This is a genomic window from Arthrobacter sp. Y3221159 (assembly GCF_059089885.1).
Genome location: NZ_JBNHFC010000019.1, coordinates 49,232 through 65,541, shown reverse-complemented (window position 1 = coordinate 65,541; position 16,310 = coordinate 49,232). Strand labels below are relative to the sequence as shown.

Sequence of the window (16,310 nt, the reverse complement as noted above, 5' to 3'; positions counted from 1 at the left end):
GACAAAGCTCGAGGGCCTGAGCCCGGTGCAATACCGTGCTCAGGCCCTCGCGGCTTAGGCTCTTACTTACCCAGTCCAACTTTCGGGGACCAGTTCAAGTGCGGGAACGGCCCCCTTTTGAATGGTCCTAAGCGGAGCGGCGTTCTCCACGGCGTTCACGGAGGATGGTCAAGCGGTCCTCAAGGATCTGCTCAAGCTCGGGCAGGGAACGGCGTTCCAGCAGCATGTCCCAGTGGGTCCGGACAGCTTTGTCGTTGCTGGTGTCCGGGCGTTCGCCGTCAACCAGAAGGGCTTCCTTGCCGGTCTTGGAAACCCATACCGGCGGAATCTCGGCTTCGGAGGAGAAGGTAACGAAAACCTGTTCGCCGTCCTCGCAACGGTACTCGACGCGCTGGCGCGGAGCCGGCTCAACCCCGGACTCGGTCTCCATGCTCTGCGCACCAAGGCGCATACCCCGCAGGCTGCGATCGCTCATGATTTCTCCCTCTTCTCGGTTCGCGGGGCAGGACCCCGCGCCTGCCGGTGGCGATGAAGCACCACCGGGCTACTGTTTGCTCTGCGCTGCATCATAGGATTCAACGCATTGCGAAGCTTTGTTGTTCCAGCGGACTGCTCCTGCCGGACAAATACCCAATTATACGTGGGCCATGCCGCGGGAACCAAAACAGGGAAGGGACCCGCGCAGGGCAGGTCCCTTCCCGTCAGCCGTACTGCTTATGGTTCGGTGGACTTCGCTCCCACTTCGTCGAAAAGGCCGCCCGCTGCCCCCGGATCCGGATTGGTTCCGCCCAGCGCGTTCCCGATTCCCTTGAGGGCTTCGCCGACTTCACTTGGGATGATCCACAGCTTGTTGGAGGTGCCTTCCGCGAGCTTCGGCAGGGTCTGCAGGTACTGGTAGGCCAGCAGTTTCTGGTCCGGGTTGCCGCGGTGGATGGCATCGAAGACCTTCTGGATGGCCTGGGCCTCACCGTCGGCGCGAAGGATAGCGGCCTTGGCGTCACCTTCCGCAGCAAGGATGGAAGCCTGCCGCTGGCCCTCTGCCGTCAGGATGGCAGACTGCTTGGTACCCTCGGCCGTCAGGATGGCTGCCCGTCGGTCACGCTCGGCGCGCATCTGCTTTTCCATCGAGTCCTGGATGGAGTGGGGCGGATCGATCGCCTTGAGTTCAACGCGCGAAACGCGGATCCCCCAGCGGCCGGTGGCCTCGTCCAGGACGCCGCGGAGCTGGCCGTTGATCTGGTCACGCGACGTGAGCGCCTCTTCGAGGTTCAATCCGCCCACCACGTTACGGAGCGTGGTGGTGGTGAGCTGCTCCACCGCCTGGATGTAGTTGGCGATTTCGTAGGTGGCGGCACGGGGGTCGGTGACCTGGAAGTAGACGACCGTGTCGATCGAGACCACCAGGTTGTCCTCGGTGATCACTGGCTGGGGCGGGAACGACACCACCTGCTCGCGGAGGTCCAGCAGCGGAAGGAGCCGGTCCACGAAGGGGATGAGGATGGTCAGCCCCGGATTCAGGGTGCGCTGGTATTTGCCGAGCCGCTCCACCACGCCGGCCCGGGCCTGCGGAATAATCCGCACCGCCCGCACCAGGACGATGATCACAAACACGATCAGGACTACCAGCACGACGGCCAAAGCCGTTCCTCCTGCGTTTTCCATGCGTCTCCCTTGTTCCCCAATTGATATTGCTGTGTCAGGACGTGCCGCTGGCGGGTGGCACCGAAACTACAGCCGTGGCGCCGTCGATCGCCGCCACCACCACTTTTTGTCCGGCGTGAAGAACCCCGGCCTCAGAACGCGCGCTCCAGATGTCGCCGCCGATTTTTACCAGGCCGCCGTCCGACGTCACGGCCTCCATCACCACTGCCTGCTCGCCGATCAGCCGGTCGACGTTGGAACGCTGCTCTGCGGGGCCCTTCTTCAAGTGGGACAGCGCCACCGGACGGACGAAAGCGATCATGAGCAGGGACACCACGCAGAAAACCACGATCTGCAGCCAGCCGTCAGCACCGGCAAAGTCGGCTACCAGGGCAGCCAGGGCACCACCGCCGAGCATGATGAAAAACAGGTCAAGCGTGATCATCTCGACCACTGCAAATGCCAGGAAAGCCGTGAGCCACAGGGCCCACCAGTTTTCCCCCAACCATTCGAACACTGCTGCCCCCTTGGACACCGGGCGCCGTCGCGGGCCCTTCGGTACCTGTCTTCTTATCCTAGTCCGGGGCCCCGGCCTGTGGGCTGGGTCATGCAGACGGCAGAGGCGATAGTGGCCAAGTCGTTACGTGCCGGCGGGCAGCCTGGGCCGGAAGACCATCAGCCGGAACTTCGCCTCGACCCGGAGGGGCTCCGGGTTGCCGTCAAGGCGGACGGCGATGGCATCCCGGCTTGTGTGATGGCCTGCCGGTCCCATGAATGCCAGGTCCGCTGCTTCCTGGTGGTTGAGTGCAAGCGGAATGTCGACGTCGGAGCTTTCCTCCACCTCGAAGTGCCGCGCCATGGCGGCAGCCAGCCGGGCGTCCTTGCCTTCCTCGATGGCGAGCATGCCTGCCAGGGCTGCGATGCCGGCAAGGTGGCCCTCGCGCGGGGTGACCACCACCAGGCGCCCGCCGGGCCGGAGCACACGCGCGAACTCGGCAGCGTTGCGGGGCGCAAAGATTACCGTGACGGCGTCAACAGAGTTGGCCGCCAACGGCAGCGGTTGCCAGATGTCCCAGACCAGGTTGACGGCTTCCGGGTTGAGCCGGGCGGCGCGGCGCAGGGCGAATTTGGAAATGTCCAGCCCTGCGGCGGCCACTGTCCGGCCCTGGGCGGCGGCGGTGTCCAGCAGCTCGCGCAGGTAGTGCCCTGTTCCGGTGCCCGAGTCCAGCACGGCTGCCCGGTCGGACAGGACGGGTACGACGGCGGCCGCCACGGCTTGTGCCAGCGGCCGGTAGTGGCCCCGGCCAAGGAAGTTGAAGCGGGCATCCACCATCGCGGCGGAATCAGCCTCGAAGGCGGTGCCCTTTCCGACCAGCAGGTTGAAGTAACCCTGCCGGGCGGCATCGAAACTGTGCCGTGACGCGCAGGCGAGCCTTCCTGGTTTCGGCGGCTGGGCGGCGGCGAAGGTCAACGGAACCGCGCAGACCGGGCAAAGAAGGGGAAGGTCCGATGCAGGGGGCATTGCACCATCTTAGGCGGCCGGTCCATCCGGCCGGGACCGTCAACTGATGCTGATGCCAGCCGGCCGGTCGTCAAAGCCGAGGCCCTCCCGGGCCCTGCTGATTCCGGGCGCAGCCCAATGTGCCGCGTATTCGCTGTTGCTGCTCAATGACCGCAGCTGGGCCCTGTCGATGTAGAGGATTCCGTTGAGGTGGTCGGTTTCGTGCTGCACGATCCTGGCCTGCCAGCCGGTGAACTCGCGCTGGGCTGCCGTGCCGTCGGGCGTTTCATAGTCAAGGAGCACGTTGTCCGGGCGGGCCACCACGGCCTGGAGCCCGTTCAGGGAGAGGCACCCTTCATAGAAAGCGGCCGTTCCGCTGCCCTGCGGCGTATAGCGGGGATTAAGGATCGCCAGGAACTCCAGCGGGCTCCGGTTGCGCAGGGCGGCCGCCTCCGGGTCGACGTCGTACAGGTCTTCGAGGACCGCAATTTGAAGGGGTATGCCAAGCTGGGGCGCCGCCAGCCCCACCCCGGGCGCCTCGTGCATAACCTGGCGCATGAGCTCGATCAGCCGGGCCAGCTGCTCCGCGGGCAGCTGCCCGTTGTAGGCGGCCGCGCGCTGGCGCAGGGCCGGATGGCCCGTCTGGACGATGGGCGGCATCATGCCGGCCGAGAGGATACGCTCCACAAGTTCACGGATCTGTTCGTCGTTCATGGCGGTCCCGGGCGTGCTTGGCGTCATGACGAAAGCCTACTGGGGACCGGGAAAGCGGGCGGCTTGCTACTGTCGATGTCATGGCCATTTCCCCGCTGCCCGGCGCGTCGCCCCTCGACTGTGTCCTGGGTTTCCTCAAGGCGCTGGAATCGGGCGGGGGAGCGGCCGGCATCAAGCCGCTCCTCGCCGATGCGTTCGTCCTGGTTGAGGCCCCGCACCTGCTGGCTCCCGAGGGGGCCACGCGGACGCTGGCTCAGGTCCTGGCCGGCGCAGACCAGAGCGCCACGGTTGTGCGGGACCAGAAGTTCGCCGTCCGCCGCACCACCTGCGAGGAGGGCCGGGTAGCCGTGGAAGCGGACTGGTCCGCCACGGTGCTGATGGACCTCCGGTATTGGGATGCAGGGGAAACCATCCGGGCAAGGACGTCGTCCGTGTTCGAAGTCAGCGACGGCTTGATCGTCAGCCAGGACAGTTATGACTGCTACTTCCGGTGAGCCTGGACGGAGCCGCCGGGGTGCAGCCGTTCCTCCTGCATGGTGAACCGCCGAGCCACCCACGCATTCACGGCCGGCGTTGACGCTGCGGCCCTGATGGCCGAATTCCGCAGGTGCAGCAGGGGCGGCGGCAGCGGGCGCCCCAGCAGCATGTTGATCTCTGACTGTCGGCGGGCCAGCAGCGCAGCCCGGCGCCGGTCCGCCTCGAACTGCTCGAAGCCGGTATCGGTACGCCCTCCTGCGAGGGCTTCACGCAGGAGCGGAACCAGGGCATGGGCGTCCAGCCAGCCGAGATTCATGCCCTGGCCTCCGATGGGACTGATTTCATGGGCGGCGTCGCCGAGCAGCACGGTGCGTCCCACTACTGTTTGAAGCGCCAGGGTGGAACGGACGCTGAAAGCGCTGAGCATGCTGTTGGTGCCGGCGTCGGGCAGGATGCCGGTGCGCTGCCCCACCATTCTTACAAGGTCCGGCGCCCCTGCATCTCCTGCCGGCCGGCCCAGGCGGACCACCCAGCGCCGGACGCCGCCCGGGAGGGGAAACGACTCGACAATCCCGCCGCGCTCCAGGAAGAGGACCGCCATGTCCCCGTGCCGGCCGGGATCCGCGAAATCCCCCATCAGGTAGTGATCCGGATACGTCTTCCTCTGTACCGGAACGCCCAGGAGATCCCGGAACCTGGACCGTGCACCGTCTGCAGCCACCACCATGGAAGCGCTGAATGACGTGGCTCCTGCCGGGGTGCCCGGAGCCCGCTGGACCTCTATGGTGACGCGGCCGCCGTCGTCGTTCACCGCCGTGGCTTCCACGCCCCGCACCAGCGCGTCGCTGTCCAGGGCACGGAGGCGTTCCTCCAGCAGTTGCTCGGTCCGGAACTGGGGCAGTGCCAGCACGAACGGGAAGGTGTCCGAGACGCCGTTGAACGCCATGACGCCCAACGTCTTTCCCCGGCTGACCGCCATCCCCGTCCGGATCGGTACGCCTTCCCGCACCAGGGCGGCGGCCACATCGACCTCATCCAGGGCAAAGAGCGCCGGCGGATGGATGCCGATGGCGCGCGTGTGGAGGTCCCGCGACTGCCGCCGCTCAAGCACCCGGACACTGATGCCCTGCTGGAGAAGCGCCGCCGCAAGGTACAGGCCCACCGGGCCGCCGCCCACCACCACAATATCCACTGCCATGGTCAGCCCTGGCGGTAGGTGAGGACCTGGTGGAAGGCTGCGCTGCGTTCCACAGTCCAGCCCGGGGGAGCGAGGGCGGAAAGTTCAGCAGGAGTGTAGCTTCGGCGGATCGAGGTCAGCCCGTCCACGCGGATGTAGGAGCCGGCAAAGGGGAGGGCCGCTACGCCAAACAGGGTGAAGGCTGCGGGGCTTCGGCGGAGGTCGTTGTGCAGGACCTTTTTCCCAGCGAGCACCTCCGAGTGTGCCAGCAAGACCTGGAGCTCCTCCGCCGGAAGATGGTGGAGGACGTGGTTGGAGATCACCACGTCATACGTCCGGCCCACGGCAACCTCGTCCGCACTGTGCGCCTGCCGGAATTCGACGCCGTGCACGGAAGGCCTCTTCTGAGCGAAGGAAGCTGCGCGGGGGTCGGGATCAATTCCTGTGATGGTGAGGGTGAGCCTGTCGCGCCGGGCCCAGCGGGCCAGCAGGACGGCAAGGTCGCCGCCGCCCGAGCCAATGTCCAGGAGCCGGATCGGTTGTGCCGCCAGCAAGGGACGGAGCTCCCGCCGGTAAAGCCGCTGCCAGCCGCTGAGGACCCGGTTGACGACGCCGAACTGTCGGTAGGTGTTGTCCAGCCGGCGGGGGTCGCAGTCAGGCAGGTCCATCCGCTCCACTGCCGTGGTGTCGCGCTCCCGCATCAGGAAATCCACGCCGGTCAGGCCACCGGGGCTTCCGCTTCCAGCGGTTGCCGGATCTCAGCGGTCCGAACGCCCTGCAATGCGGTGGCGTCCGCAGGTGCCTGCCGCAATTTCGTGAACAGGGCCGTCTCCACCGTGAGGCCGGGCCCGAATGCCATGGAGCAGATGCGGCCGCCGCCGGCACCCTCCTGTGGCTGTCCTTCCTGCTGAAGGATGTGTCTGAGGACGAAGAGCACAGTGGCGCTGCTCATGTTGCCGTAGTTCCGCAGGACTTCGCGCGCGGGCACCAGCTGTGGGTCCGTCAGGCCGAGCCGGGACTGGACCTTGTCAAGGATGCTCCGCCCGCCCGGATGGATTCCCCAGTGCTGGATGGACGTGTAGGGGAGTGCTGCCAGTTCAGGCTCCCGCGCCAGGAGTGGTTGCAGTGCCCCCACGATGTGGTCGTCAATGATGTGCGGGACGTAGTTTCCTAGCACCATCTCGAAGCCGTTGTCGCCGATGTTCCAGGCCATGGAGTCCTCGCCAACCGGCGTGAGGACCGTCTCGAAGTGGTCCACTTGCAGGAGTGCATTTTCCGCCGCGTCCGGCCGGGACGTGACCACAGCGGCGGCTGCACCGTCAGCAAACAGTGCCGAACCCATGATGGTGTCGGGGTCGTTCGACGTCCGGACGTGCAGCGAGCACAGCTCGGCGCACACCACCAGGACCACGGCGTTCGGGTCAGCCTCGCAGAAGAGTTTGGCAGCGCGGAGTGCGGGAAAGGCGGCATAACAGCCCATGAATCCGAGGTGGTAGCGCTGGACTGCCGGATCCAGGCCAAGCTCACGGACGATCTTGTAGTCCGGGCCAGGATTGAAGAAACCCGTGCAGGAGACGGTCACGAGGTGAGTTATGTCAAGTAAATCGAGTTCAGGGGCGGAGTCCAGGGCTGCCCGGGCGGCTTCCACGAACAGCTTGGTGGCCTCGCGGGCGAAGATCTCGTTGCGGACCTTGGTGCTCGGGTTGAGTAGAAGGCCCGACGACGGGTCGTAGAACTGCGGGTCGTCTGAGCGGAAGTCGTTGGTCAGTTCCTCGACGGCTGTGAACCGCGTATCGATGGCGGCCGAGTCAAAGCAGGTGCTGACCAGCCGCGAACCCAACCTCGTGAGGCCTGGCTGGGCGGCAAATACGTCACGGGCTTCAGACTGGACCAGCATGGTTTTAGGGACCGCAGTTTCGAGTGATCTCACATAGACCGTCATTGACCCATTCTTAACGAGGCCCCACATTAAGACAATGGTGTGTGCCGCTGACCTGCGGAATTGCTTGGACCGACGGCTCCGGATGCACTGAAGCTCAGATGCCTCAGCCCCCTTTCGCCGGGCTCCCCAAAACGCCGATAATCTACATTATGTCAAGTTGATCAGATCCACCGCTCTCCCGGACCGCCTTTGGTCCGGCGGACTCAGCGCTTCATGGAAAGCAGCATCGAAACGCCACCTGCTTCAAGGAAACCGGAATCCGCCCCGGCTACTCCTGCCTGGTACCGATTCCGGCACCCACGATCGCCCCGAGTCCCAAGCCCACCGCGAAGCCCACAACCGGGCTGTCGAAGACTGCCAGCCCCAGGGTGATGCCGACTGCAGCCCCCACCAGGCAGCAGATCCAAAGCGGCTTGTTCACACAACCTCCAAATTTGCCGCACCAAAGCAGCGGATAACGGCAGGTTACTCGTATCCCGCTTCCGAAACGCGGACTGGCATCCCAAAAGATAAGTAACCCTCCCCTAGGAATCAAGTACCAGCTACGGATGCCAAACAGTGCACGGGGGTCTACCGTCGGATGCATACCTCCTGCGGTAAGCATCCGCAGGAGGTAGAGGTCGATTGGCCCCGAAAATTGGCCAGCTTATGCAGTGGGCTTTGGCGCGCAGGCACCCGCGTATCCCCAGGACATCCCATGCCCCTATCACCTGACCACTCTGGCAAAAGCGCCGATTTGCTCCCGCTCCCCCGGTACGTCAATCAAGAAAGCATGGAAGCCGCCATCAAGGCTGCACTGCTCCAGGCCCCGGGGCTACCGATTGTCATGCTGCGCCCCGCTCCGGTAATGGTCAGAGGCGTCGCCGGCAGCGCCATCGCCTACACCATCACCCATGTTCTGGTTGAGAGTTCTGACATCGGCGAGAAGGGACTGCGATGGGAATCGTCGTGGCTGGTACGCCGGCTTCCCCCGGACACGTCGGCTCCCGGTAGGCGTCAGCCGTAGGCCTTCTGAAGTTCGGCGATGTCCAGTTTCCGCATACCCAGCATGGCCTGCATAGCCCGCTGGGAGCCCTCCGGGTCCGGTCCAGCGATCAGCGATGGAAGGACGGATGGCACCACCTGCCAGGACACCCCGTACCGGTCCTTCAGCCAGCCGCACATGCTTTCCGAGCCGCCGTCCGTCAGCGCCGTCCAGTACCGGTCCACGGCCGCCTGGTCCTCGCAGTCCACCACGAAGGACACGGCTTCGGTGAAGCTGGACCCCCGGGACCCGTTCAATGCCGTGAACGGACGCCCTTCCAGTTCAAAGTCGACGGCGATTGCCTCACCCGTTGCCCCCGGGCCTCCCTCGCCAAAACGTGAGACGTTGATGATCTTCGAATCGTCGAAGACGCTGACGTAGAACTTTGCGGCTTCTTCCGCCTGGTTCTCGAACCAAAGGCAGGTTCCGACACGACGCGGCATAGTTTGCTCCCTTCCGGCTTGAGCCTAGTCCGGATCGCCCCCCGCGGGAACGGGACGCTAAGGTCGGAACCATGAGTTTCCGGAATGTGAAGCCAGCAAAGCCTTCCTTGGCCGGCCTGGCGGCGGGAGCCGCTTTAACGGATCTGGTGCTGATCCTGGTCTTCGCCGCCATCGGCCGTGACGCGCACCAGCGCGGAGATGTGGTCTCCGGCGTACTGCTGACGGCGTGGCCGTTCCTGGCAGGGGCGGCAGCTGGATGGCTGGCGGCCCGGGCATGGCGGGATCCGCTGTCGGTGCGCAGCGGCCTGGCGGTGTGGCTTGGGAGCCTGGTCGGCGGCATGCTGCTGCGGGCCGTCACAGGCCAGACGGTGGTACTCCCCTTCGTTATTGTGGCGCTGCTGAGCCTTGGCGTTCTCCTGGTGGGCTACCGCCTGATCCTCGCCGGCATCCGCCGCCGGAAAAAATAACCCTGGACCAGCCGGACAGGCGCGGCGCGCCGGTGTAATAGGCTGGCAGCACTGACAAGCCTGCCGGGCCCTGCCGCGGCGCAACTGATCCGGAGGGGTTCAACGTGATTACCGCATTCGTTCTGATCAAGACCGACGCTTCCCGTATTCCCGAGACAGCAGAGGAGATTTCTGCGATTGACGGGATCAGCGAGGTCTATTCAGTGACGGGTGAGTGGGACCTGATCGCCGTCGCGCGGGTCCGCCGGCACGAGGACCTGGCAGACGTCATCGCCGACAAGCTCTCCAAGGTTCCCGCCGTGGTTCATACCACCACGCACATCGCGTTCCGCGCCTACTCGCAGCACGACCTGGACGCGGCGTTCTCGCTCGGCTTCGAGCAGTAGGAGCCTAGGCCCTGGTGAGGGCCACCCACTTGTCGAGCACTGCAGCGGCGGCACCGGAATCGATGGATTCTGCGGCCGTGGCGTAGGCCTTTTGCATCCGGTCCAGGAATGGCCCCTCCGCGCGACGGTCGAAGGCCACGAGCCCGGCCGCCGCGTTGAGCAGAACCGCGTCCCGGGCGGGACCTTCCTTGCCGGCCAGGACTTCCCGCACCACAGCCGCATTAGCCTGCGCGTCCCCGCCGCGCAGCTGTTCCACTGTGGCCAGGCTGATTCCGAGGTCCTGGGGCGAAAACGCTAGTTCGTTCACCGCGCCGTCCCGGATTTCCCACACCGTGGACGGACCGGTGGTGGTGAGCTCGTCGAGTCCGTCATTTCCGCGGAACACAAGCCCCCGGCTCCCCCGCCGGGCGAGAACTCCCGCGACCAGCGGCGCCATCCGGGCATGGGCAACCCCGACGGCGGAGGCCTGCACCTGCGCCGGGTTGGTGAGCGGGCCCAGGAAGTTGAACGCCGTGGGAATCGCCAGCTCCCGCCTAGGTACCGCGGTGTGGCGGAACGACGGGTGGAACACCTGGGCGAAGCAGAACGTAATTCCTGCCTCTTCAGCATTGCGCGCCACCTGCTCAATGGACAGGTCCAGGCGGACCCCGAGCGCCTCCAGCACGTCCGCGGATCCGGACGACGACGACGCCGCCCGGTTGCCGTGCTTGACCACCTTGGCACCGGCACCGGCAGCCACCAGGGCCGCCATGGTGGAAATGTTAACCGTGTTAAGTTGGTCACCACCGGTGCCGACGATGTCCAGCTTTTCGCCGGTAATCGTCACCCGGTTGGCGTGCGCCAGCATGGCATCCACGAGTCCCGAAAGCTCCTCGACGGTTTCACCCTTGGCACTGAGGGCAACCAGGAAACCCGCGATCTGCGCCGGAGTGGCTTCCCCGGACATGATGGTGTCCATCGCCCAGGACGTGTTGTCCGCCGTAAGGTCCCTGCCGCTGATCAAGGACGAGATGAGCCGGGGCCACGAGTTGGCGGACGCTGCGGAAGCCTGTGAAGTCACCTCCTGATGCTATCGAGGGAAGCTGCGGGCTGACCAATGTGAACGGGCGCGGGAACTTTTCGCAGCGAATTCGCGTCTTTGTAGAAAAAGTCCCTCGAAAAGGCGGTTTGCGTTGGGCAGCACGGACTTTTACAGACATAATGTCTATGTGACATCTGCGACCCATGCCCCCAGTACCCCGGCGCACCCCACGCTGAACCGCCCCAATATGGTTTCCGTTGGAACCGTCGTGTGGCTGTCCAGCGAGTTGATGTTCTTCGCCGGTCTCTTCGCCATGTACTTCACCCTGCGCTCCACCAGCGCGCAAATGTGGGCGGACGAGACAGCCAAGCTCAACTTCCCCTTCGCGCTCGCCAACACGATCGTCCTCGTGGCCAGTTCCTTCACTTGCCAGATGGGCGTCTTCGCCGCTGAGCGGCTCCAGCCGCGCCGGACCGGGGGTGCATTCCAGTTCTCCCGCTGGGGAATGAACGAATGGTTCCTCCTGACGTTCCTTATGGGTGCGTTCTTCGTCGCCGGCCAGGCCACCGAGTACGCCATGCTCGTTTCCGAGCACGTCTCGCTCTCCTCCAACGCCTATGGCTCTGCCTTCTACATGACCACCGGCTTCCACGGCCTCCACGTGATCGGCGGGCTCATCGCCTTCCTGCTCATCATGGGCCGGGCTTTTGCCGCGAAGAAGTTCGGGCACTTCGAAGCAACCTCTGCGATCGTCACCTCTTACTACTGGCACTTCGTGGACGTTGTGTGGATCGGCCTCTTCCTGGTCATCTACGTACTCAAGTAGCCAGCTTTGATTCTTTTTCTACAAGAGGCAGAATTTCAGGTAGCGGCTCCCAGAGCCGGCGCACGAACGACTAAAGGAACCACCACGTGAAGGCACTCTCACAAAAGCGGCGTCACCCACTTGCAGCAATAGCGCTGCTCCTGATGGGGCTCCTCCTCACGGGTGGGCTGTACGCCGTCGCCACCACAGTCAACGAGGCCAAGGCTTCCACCACCACCTACAGCGCGAACGACGTCGAAGAAGGCGGCAAGCTGTTTGACGCCAACTGCGCCACGTGCCACGGCTTCGGTGCCAGTGGAACCCAGGATGGTCCCTCCCTGGTGGGTGTCGGCGCCGCATCTGTGGACTTCCAGGTCGGCACCGGCCGCATGCCGATGCAGATGAACGGTCCCCAGGCCCTGGAGAAGCCCGTCCAGTTCAACGATGAACAGACCCGACAGCTTGCAGCCTACGTGGCTTCCCTGGGAGCCGGCCCGGCGGTTCCTGAGGAACATCTGCTGGACGAGGGCGGCAATGCCGCCGAAGGTGGAGAGCTTTTCCGCACCAACTGCGCGATGTGCCACAACGCTGCCGCCGCCGGCGGTGCGTTGACCCGGGGCAAGTTCGCACCGGGATTGGACGGGGTCTCGGGCAAGCACATCTACGAGGCCATGGTCACCGGCCCGCAGAACATGCCCGTTTTCAGTGACTCGAACATCACCCCCGAAGGCAAGCGCGACATCATCACCTTCCTGAAGCAGATCGAAACCACCGGATCTCCGGGCGGCGCGGCACTCGGGTCCCTCGGTCCCGTTGCCGAAGGCCTGTTCGTCTGGGTTGCCGGTCTGGGGATCATCATCGCGTTCACCATCTGGCTGACCTCCCGCACGTCCTGACGTCTGGCCGAGGCCCAAGAACTCCTGCTGCCCTGTCAGCAGATCGATATTAGAAAACTAACCCGGCAACCGCCGGGACGAGAGAAGGATGAGGCGAATTATGGGCAACCATAGTGACGGCAGTCCGAACCACTCGGGCACCGTAGCTACGGCTGGTCAGAATGAGGTGGAGAAGTTCCAGGACCCTGGACTTCCTCCACACCGTTTGCGCCTGGCTGACACGGACCCGAAGGCCGCAAAGCGGGCAGAACGGCAGGTCGCCTTACTATTTGGCATCTCTGTTGTTGGCACCCTGATCTTCCTGGTGGCGTATTTTGCCATCGATCTGGGGGTCGGAGAATCAGACATTGCTACCATCCGGCTGCAGAACATGCTGCTGGGGCTGGGCACTGCTTTTGCGATGCTGGGCATCGGTACCGGCATCGTGCACTGGGCCAAGGCCCTGATGCCGGACCACGAAGTCTCGGAAGAGCGCCACGCGATCCGCTACGAAGAGGACCGTGTCGCCGCCGTGCGCATCGTCGACGACATCGTCGAAGAGACGGGCATCAAGCGCCGCCCGCTGATCCGCAACACACTTCTGGGTGCCGTTGCACTGGCACCGCTTCCTGCCGTTGCCATCTTCGGCGACCTGGGTCCGCGTCCGGACAACAAGCTGGCGCACACCATGTGGGCCCCCCAGGACGGCAGGCTCAAGCGCCTTGCCCGCGACCCCGACGGCACACCCATTAGGGCCTCGGACGTCACCATCGGTTCGGCTTTCCATGTTATTCCAGAGGGCCTGAACGATCTCCATGAGGGCAAGCTCAACGAGAAGGCCAAGGCTGTTGTGCTGCTCATGCGTTTGGATCCTGCCTCACTGAACCCTTCGGAGGGACGCGAGGACTGGGGTTACAACGGCATCGTGGCCTACTCCAAGATCTGCACCCACGTCGGTTGTCCTGTTGCCCTGTATGAGCAGCAGACGCACCATCTGCTGTGCCCGTGCCACCAGTCCACCTTTGACCTCACTCAAGAGTGCAAGGTGATCTTCGGCCCCGCCAGCCGGCCGCTCCCCCAGCTGCCCATCGCAGTTGATGACGAGGGCTACCTGGTCGCCACCAGCGACTTCAAAGAACCCGTAGGACCAAGTTACTGGGAGCGTGATATGCATGAGCGCAGCATCGACAGCTGAGCCCGCTTTCGTCGCCAAAACCAAGACCGGTCGGTTTACCGACTTTGTCGATTCGCGTGTTGGCGGATCCGGAATCCTCCGGGAATTCGGCCGTAAGGTCTTCCCCGACCACTGGTCCTTCATGTTCGGCGAAGTGGCACTGTACTCCTTCGTGGTCCTGCTGCTCTCCGGCACGTTCCTGACGTTCTTCTTCGACCCGTCCATGGCGGAGACGCATTACGACGGTTCGTACGTTCCTTTGAAGGGCGTCGAAATGTCCGTCGCCTATAGCTCCTCACTGGACATCTCCTTCGACATCCGCGGCGGCCTCTTCATGCGCCAGGTCCATCACTGGGCCGCACTGCTGTTCGTGGCGTCCATTGCCGTGCACATGCTGCGCGTCTTCTTCACGGGAGCGTTCCGCAAGCCGCGTGAGATGAACTGGGTAGTGGGCGGGGTCCTGCTCATCCTGGCCATGGCAGCCGGCTTCACTGGCTACTCGCTCCCTGATGACCTGCTCTCCGGCAACGGCCTGCGGATCATCGACGGCGTCATCAAGTCCATTCCGGTTATCGGTACCTACATTTCGTTCTTCCTATTCGGCGGCGAGTTCCCGGGCACGGCAGTTATTGGTCGCCTGTACATGCTGCACATCCTGCTGGTGCCGGCCCTGATCCTGCTCATGATCGTGCTGCACCTGTTCATGGTGGTCATTCACAAGCACACCCAGTACCCCGGCCCGGGTCGCAACGACAACAACGTTGTGGGCTACCCCCTGGGTCCGGTTTACGCCGCCAAGGCCGGTGGGTTCTTCTTCATCGTCTTCGGTGTCCTGGCCCTGATGGCCGGATTCTTCACTATCAACCCGATCTGGAACTACGGACCCTACGATCCCTCCCCCGTTTCCGCCGGTACCCAGCCTGACTGGTACATCGGATTCGTCGACGGCGCCCTGCGACTGATGCCGGGCACATTCGGTGACTGGCAGGTTGAGCAGAACTGGTTCGGCTTCATCTTCTCATTCAACGTCCTGCTGCCGGCCCTCGTCCCTGCGGGCATCCTGTTCACCGTGATGTTCATGTACCCGTGGATCGAACGCTGGGTCACCAAGGACGACCGTGAGCACCACGTGCTTGACCGTCCCCGCAACGCCCCCACCCGCACCGCGATCGGCATGGCCGGCTTCGTCTGGTACTGCGTGATGTGGGCAGCAGCTGGATCCGACCTCATTGCAACCCACTTCGGTGTTTCCCTGAACGACGTCACGTACTGGCTGCGTGCACTGTTCTTCATCGGGCCGATCATTGCGTTCATCGTCACCAAGCGCGTTGCCCTGGCACTCCAGCGCAAGGACCGTGAAATCGCACTGCACGGACGTGAGACGGGCCGCATCGTGCGTCTGCCCCACGGTGAATTCATCGAGGTTCACGCACCGCTGGATGAGTACAAGCGCTACAAGCTGGTGGGATTCGAGTCACCGGAAGTCATTCCGGCCATTCCGAATGAACACGGCGTGGTGACCCGGAAGGAGAAGCGCCGCGCGCTCCTCTCCAAGTGGTTCTTCGAGGACCGGGTTGCCCCGGCAACCCCTGCCGAGCTTGAGGCCGCACACGGCCACGGCCACGCAGCGGTCGAAGCTCCAGAGGAAGCCAAGAGCCTGTCCCACTAGGTTCCACGTACTGAAGAGGCCCGGTCCACATGGACCGGGCCTCTTCTGTTTCCCAGCTGCAGCAACCCGTCACAGCCCGCTCTGCGGGCTGTCACGGGTTGGGAAGCGGCCGCCCTAGTGGTTGCGGGCCCGCCGCGCCCCCGGCCGCTGCAGCGGCACCCAGAGCTTGTACCGGTCCGCCCGGTAGTAGGACACGGAGTAGTCCACCATCGCCCGCGCCACGAACGCGTGCCGCTGGATCTTCAGCAGCGGAGACCCCACCTCGACATTGAGGAGCCGGGCCGTGGAGGGGGAAGCGGCCGTGGCCTCGATCATGTCCTCACCCCACTCCATCACCAGCCCGAACTGCTCGCTGAGTACGTTGTACAGGGATGTGGGAGGCTCGCCATCCAGGAGGCCGGGAACACGGTGCGCGGGAATGAAGTTTTCATCCACGCTCATGGGTTCCCCGTCCGCCAGGAGCAGCCGGCGGAAGCGGACCAACGGGGTTCCCTCGTCGAGTTGAAGCTCCCGCGCAAGGAACGCGCTGGCGCCGATCTGTTCGAAACTCAGCACCTTTGCCGCCGGGACCATGCCACGGCGCTGCATCTCCTCGCTGTACGAAGTCAGTTTGACCTGCAGGTCCACTTTGGGCCGGCGGACAAACGTGCCCAGTCCCACCACACGCTCGATGACCTCTTCGCCGACCAGCGCGTCAATTGCCTGCCGAACGGTCATCCTGGCAAGCCCAAAGCGCTCGGCGAGGTCGCGTTCGGATGGGAGCGCACTCCCGGGAGGGCACGACTCAGCGATGTAGGCCCGCAGGATTTCCCGGAGCTGGATATAGATGGACGTTCCGCTGGTGCGGTCAATCTCGCCCTTGATGCCCTTAGCGCCCGCCGCCATGGTCTCTCCCTGCCGTCGAATTTCCCCTTCCATTTTAGGTCAGGTCTAGACCAGCTCTGTCCGGCTCCAGCGCTGGTTGGGTGGCGACTGTGATGGGCCGATATATTTG

20 protein-coding genes are annotated in these 16,310 nt (G+C 64.3%); 8 read left to right on the top strand and 12 right to left on the bottom strand.

The genetic code is table 11. The annotated features are described in order from the left end of the window. Positions 1-127: 127 nt before the first annotated feature. The 5 genes from AC5RT3_RS17475 to AC5RT3_RS17455 all read right to left on the bottom strand — a co-directional run bounded on the left by AC5RT3_RS17475 (position 128) and on the right by AC5RT3_RS17455 (position 3,883). On the bottom strand, positions 128-475 hold the full coding sequence (locus AC5RT3_RS17475) for an RNA polymerase-binding protein RbpA (protein WP_013600997.1): 348 nt from the start codon (positions 473-475) through the stop codon (positions 128-130). Positions 476-714: 239 nt separating this feature from the next. Beyond that, positions 715-1,662 (bottom strand): SPFH domain-containing protein, encoded by a 948-nt coding sequence (locus AC5RT3_RS17470; RefSeq protein ID WP_494053617.1) that lies wholly within the window; start codon positions 1,660-1,662, stop codon positions 715-717. A gap of 34 nt (positions 1,663-1,696) precedes the next feature. Beyond that, a complete protein-coding gene (locus AC5RT3_RS17465; RefSeq protein WP_494053616.1) occupies positions 1,697-2,158 on the bottom strand; it encodes an NfeD family protein in 462 nt (153 codons plus the stop codon). Positions 2,159-2,281: 123 nt separating this feature from the next. Continuing rightward, positions 2,282-3,163: a putative RNA methyltransferase gene (locus AC5RT3_RS17460; RefSeq protein ID WP_494124762.1), complete on the bottom strand. Its 882-nt coding sequence runs from the start codon at positions 3,161-3,163 to the stop codon at positions 2,282-2,284. A gap of 39 nt (positions 3,164-3,202) precedes the next feature. Continuing rightward, the gene (locus AC5RT3_RS17455) at positions 3,203-3,883 is read right to left on the bottom strand and encodes a peptide deformylase (protein ID WP_494053614.1); all 681 of its coding nucleotides are present in this window, start codon (positions 3,881-3,883) and stop codon (positions 3,203-3,205) included. A 53-nt stretch (positions 3,884-3,936) separates the two neighbouring features. On the opposite strand from AC5RT3_RS17455, the gene AC5RT3_RS17450 reads away from it, so the two are divergent. Continuing rightward, positions 3,937-4,350, top strand: coding sequence for a nuclear transport factor 2 family protein (locus AC5RT3_RS17450; protein WP_494053613.1), 414 nt, complete (start codon positions 3,937-3,939; stop codon positions 4,348-4,350). Here the strand turns inward: AC5RT3_RS17450 and AC5RT3_RS17445 are convergent. The 4 genes from AC5RT3_RS17445 to AC5RT3_RS17430 form a co-directional block, all read right to left on the bottom strand. Further along, a complete protein-coding gene (locus AC5RT3_RS17445; RefSeq protein ID WP_494053612.1) occupies positions 4,338-5,531 on the bottom strand; it encodes an FAD-dependent oxidoreductase in 1,194 nt (397 codons plus the stop codon). The genes AC5RT3_RS17450 and AC5RT3_RS17445 overlap by 13 nt on opposite strands. A gap of 2 nt (positions 5,532-5,533) precedes the next feature. Further along, the gene (locus AC5RT3_RS17440; RefSeq protein ID WP_494053618.1) at positions 5,534-6,211 is read right to left on the bottom strand and encodes a class I SAM-dependent methyltransferase; all 678 of its coding nucleotides are present in this window, start codon (positions 6,209-6,211) and stop codon (positions 5,534-5,536) included. A gap of 17 nt (positions 6,212-6,228) precedes the next feature. Continuing rightward, positions 6,229-7,452, bottom strand: coding sequence for a type III polyketide synthase (locus AC5RT3_RS17435; RefSeq protein WP_494053611.1), 1,224 nt, complete (start codon positions 7,450-7,452; stop codon positions 6,229-6,231). Positions 7,453-7,720: 268 nt separating this feature from the next. Beyond that, positions 7,721-7,873 carry a hypothetical protein gene (locus AC5RT3_RS17430; protein ID WP_494009198.1) on the bottom strand — a complete coding sequence of 51 codons (153 nt, stop codon included), beginning with the start codon at positions 7,871-7,873 and terminating at the stop codon, positions 7,721-7,723. A 351-nt stretch (positions 7,874-8,224) separates the two neighbouring features. On the opposite strand from AC5RT3_RS17430, the gene AC5RT3_RS17425 reads away from it, so the two are divergent. Continuing rightward, complete coding sequence (locus AC5RT3_RS17425; RefSeq protein WP_494124761.1) at positions 8,225-8,458, top strand: hypothetical protein; 234 nt, start codon at positions 8,225-8,227, stop codon at positions 8,456-8,458. Here AC5RT3_RS17425 and AC5RT3_RS17420 read toward each other — a convergent pair. Beyond that, a complete protein-coding gene (locus AC5RT3_RS17420; protein ID WP_494053609.1) occupies positions 8,449-8,919 on the bottom strand; it encodes a VOC family protein in 471 nt (156 codons plus the stop codon). The two genes, AC5RT3_RS17425 and AC5RT3_RS17420, sit on opposite strands and share 10 nt — an antisense overlap. Before the next feature lie 71 nt (positions 8,920-8,990). Here AC5RT3_RS17420 and AC5RT3_RS17415 point away from each other — a divergent pair, with 71 nt between their 5' ends. Both AC5RT3_RS17415 and AC5RT3_RS17410 read left to right on the top strand, forming a co-directional pair. Then, positions 8,991-9,386 carry a DUF3054 domain-containing protein gene (locus AC5RT3_RS17415; protein ID WP_494053608.1) on the top strand — a complete coding sequence of 132 codons (396 nt, stop codon included), beginning with the start codon at positions 8,991-8,993 and terminating at the stop codon, positions 9,384-9,386. A gap of 104 nt (positions 9,387-9,490) precedes the next feature. Next, positions 9,491-9,772 carry an Lrp/AsnC family transcriptional regulator gene (locus tag AC5RT3_RS17410; protein ID WP_009359036.1) on the top strand — a complete coding sequence of 94 codons (282 nt, stop codon included), beginning with the start codon at positions 9,491-9,493 and terminating at the stop codon, positions 9,770-9,772. Between the two features lie 4 nt (positions 9,773-9,776). Here the strand turns inward: AC5RT3_RS17410 and trpD are convergent, their stop codons facing one another. After that, positions 9,777-10,832, bottom strand: coding sequence for an anthranilate phosphoribosyltransferase (gene trpD / locus AC5RT3_RS17405; RefSeq protein WP_494124760.1), 1,056 nt, complete (start codon positions 10,830-10,832; stop codon positions 9,777-9,779). A 148-nt stretch (positions 10,833-10,980) separates the two neighbouring features. Between trpD and ctaE the strand changes: the two genes are divergently transcribed. The 4 genes from ctaE to qcrB all read left to right on the top strand — a co-directional run bounded on the left by ctaE (position 10,981) and on the right by qcrB (position 15,316). Next, a complete protein-coding gene (gene ctaE / locus AC5RT3_RS17400) occupies positions 10,981-11,619 on the top strand; it encodes an aa3-type cytochrome oxidase subunit III (protein ID WP_200859184.1) in 639 nt (212 codons plus the stop codon). Positions 11,620-11,705: 86 nt separating this feature from the next. Further along, the gene (qcrC, locus tag AC5RT3_RS17395) at positions 11,706-12,494 is read left to right on the top strand and encodes a cytochrome bc1 complex diheme cytochrome c subunit (protein WP_494124759.1); all 789 of its coding nucleotides are present in this window, start codon (positions 11,706-11,708) and stop codon (positions 12,492-12,494) included. Between the two features lie 100 nt (positions 12,495-12,594). Next, a complete protein-coding gene (gene qcrA / locus AC5RT3_RS17390; RefSeq protein WP_494124758.1) occupies positions 12,595-13,668 on the top strand; it encodes a cytochrome bc1 complex Rieske iron-sulfur subunit in 1,074 nt (357 codons plus the stop codon). Next, entirely contained in the window at positions 13,646-15,316 is a 1,671-nt protein-coding gene (gene qcrB, locus AC5RT3_RS17385) for a cytochrome bc1 complex cytochrome b subunit (protein ID WP_494124757.1), read from the top strand. Before qcrA ends, qcrB begins: the two co-directional genes overlap by 23 nt. A 114-nt stretch (positions 15,317-15,430) precedes the next feature. Here qcrB and AC5RT3_RS17380 read toward each other — a convergent pair whose 3' ends face one another. Next, complete coding sequence (locus AC5RT3_RS17380) at positions 15,431-16,201, bottom strand: GntR family transcriptional regulator (protein WP_494053604.1); 771 nt, start codon at positions 16,199-16,201, stop codon at positions 15,431-15,433. Positions 16,202-16,310 lie beyond the last annotated feature (109 nt).

Excerpts from the sequence above, each read along its gene's own strand:
- AC5RT3_RS17475 (WP_013600997.1), bottom strand. The coding sequence starts at position 475 with ATGAGCGATCGCAGCCTGCGGGGTATGCGCCTTGGTGCGCAGAGCATG.
- AC5RT3_RS17470 (WP_494053617.1), bottom strand. The coding sequence starts at position 1,662 with ATGGAAAACGCAGGAGGAACGGCTTTGGCCGTCGTGCTGGTAGTCCTG.
- AC5RT3_RS17460 (WP_494124762.1), bottom strand. The coding sequence starts at position 3,163 with ATGCCCCCTGCATCGGACCTTCCCCTTCTTTGCCCGGTCTGCGCGGTT.
- AC5RT3_RS17455 (WP_494053614.1), bottom strand. The coding sequence starts at position 3,883 with ATGACGCCAAGCACGCCCGGGACCGCCATGAACGACGAACAGATCCGT.
- AC5RT3_RS17450 (WP_494053613.1), top strand. The coding sequence starts at position 3,937 with ATGGCCATTTCCCCGCTGCCCGGCGCGTCGCCCCTCGACTGTGTCCTG.
- AC5RT3_RS17445 (WP_494053612.1), bottom strand. The coding sequence starts at position 5,531 with ATGGCAGTGGATATTGTGGTGGTGGGCGGCGGCCCGGTGGGCCTGTAC.
- AC5RT3_RS17440 (WP_494053618.1), bottom strand. The coding sequence starts at position 6,211 with ATGCGGGAGCGCGACACCACGGCAGTGGAGCGGATGGACCTGCCTGAC.
- AC5RT3_RS17435 (WP_494053611.1), bottom strand. The coding sequence starts at position 7,452 with ATGACGGTCTATGTGAGATCACTCGAAACTGCGGTCCCTAAAACCATG.
- AC5RT3_RS17425 (WP_494124761.1), top strand. The coding sequence starts at position 8,225 with ATGGAAGCCGCCATCAAGGCTGCACTGCTCCAGGCCCCGGGGCTACCG.
- AC5RT3_RS17420 (WP_494053609.1), bottom strand. The coding sequence starts at position 8,919 with ATGCCGCGTCGTGTCGGAACCTGCCTTTGGTTCGAGAACCAGGCGGAA.
- AC5RT3_RS17415 (WP_494053608.1), top strand. The coding sequence starts at position 8,991 with ATGAGTTTCCGGAATGTGAAGCCAGCAAAGCCTTCCTTGGCCGGCCTG.
- qcrA (WP_494124758.1), top strand. The coding sequence starts at position 12,595 with ATGGGCAACCATAGTGACGGCAGTCCGAACCACTCGGGCACCGTAGCT.
- qcrB (WP_494124757.1), top strand. The coding sequence starts at position 13,646 with ATGAGCGCAGCATCGACAGCTGAGCCCGCTTTCGTCGCCAAAACCAAG.
- AC5RT3_RS17380 (WP_494053604.1), bottom strand. The coding sequence starts at position 16,201 with ATGGCGGCGGGCGCTAAGGGCATCAAGGGCGAGATTGACCGCACCAGC.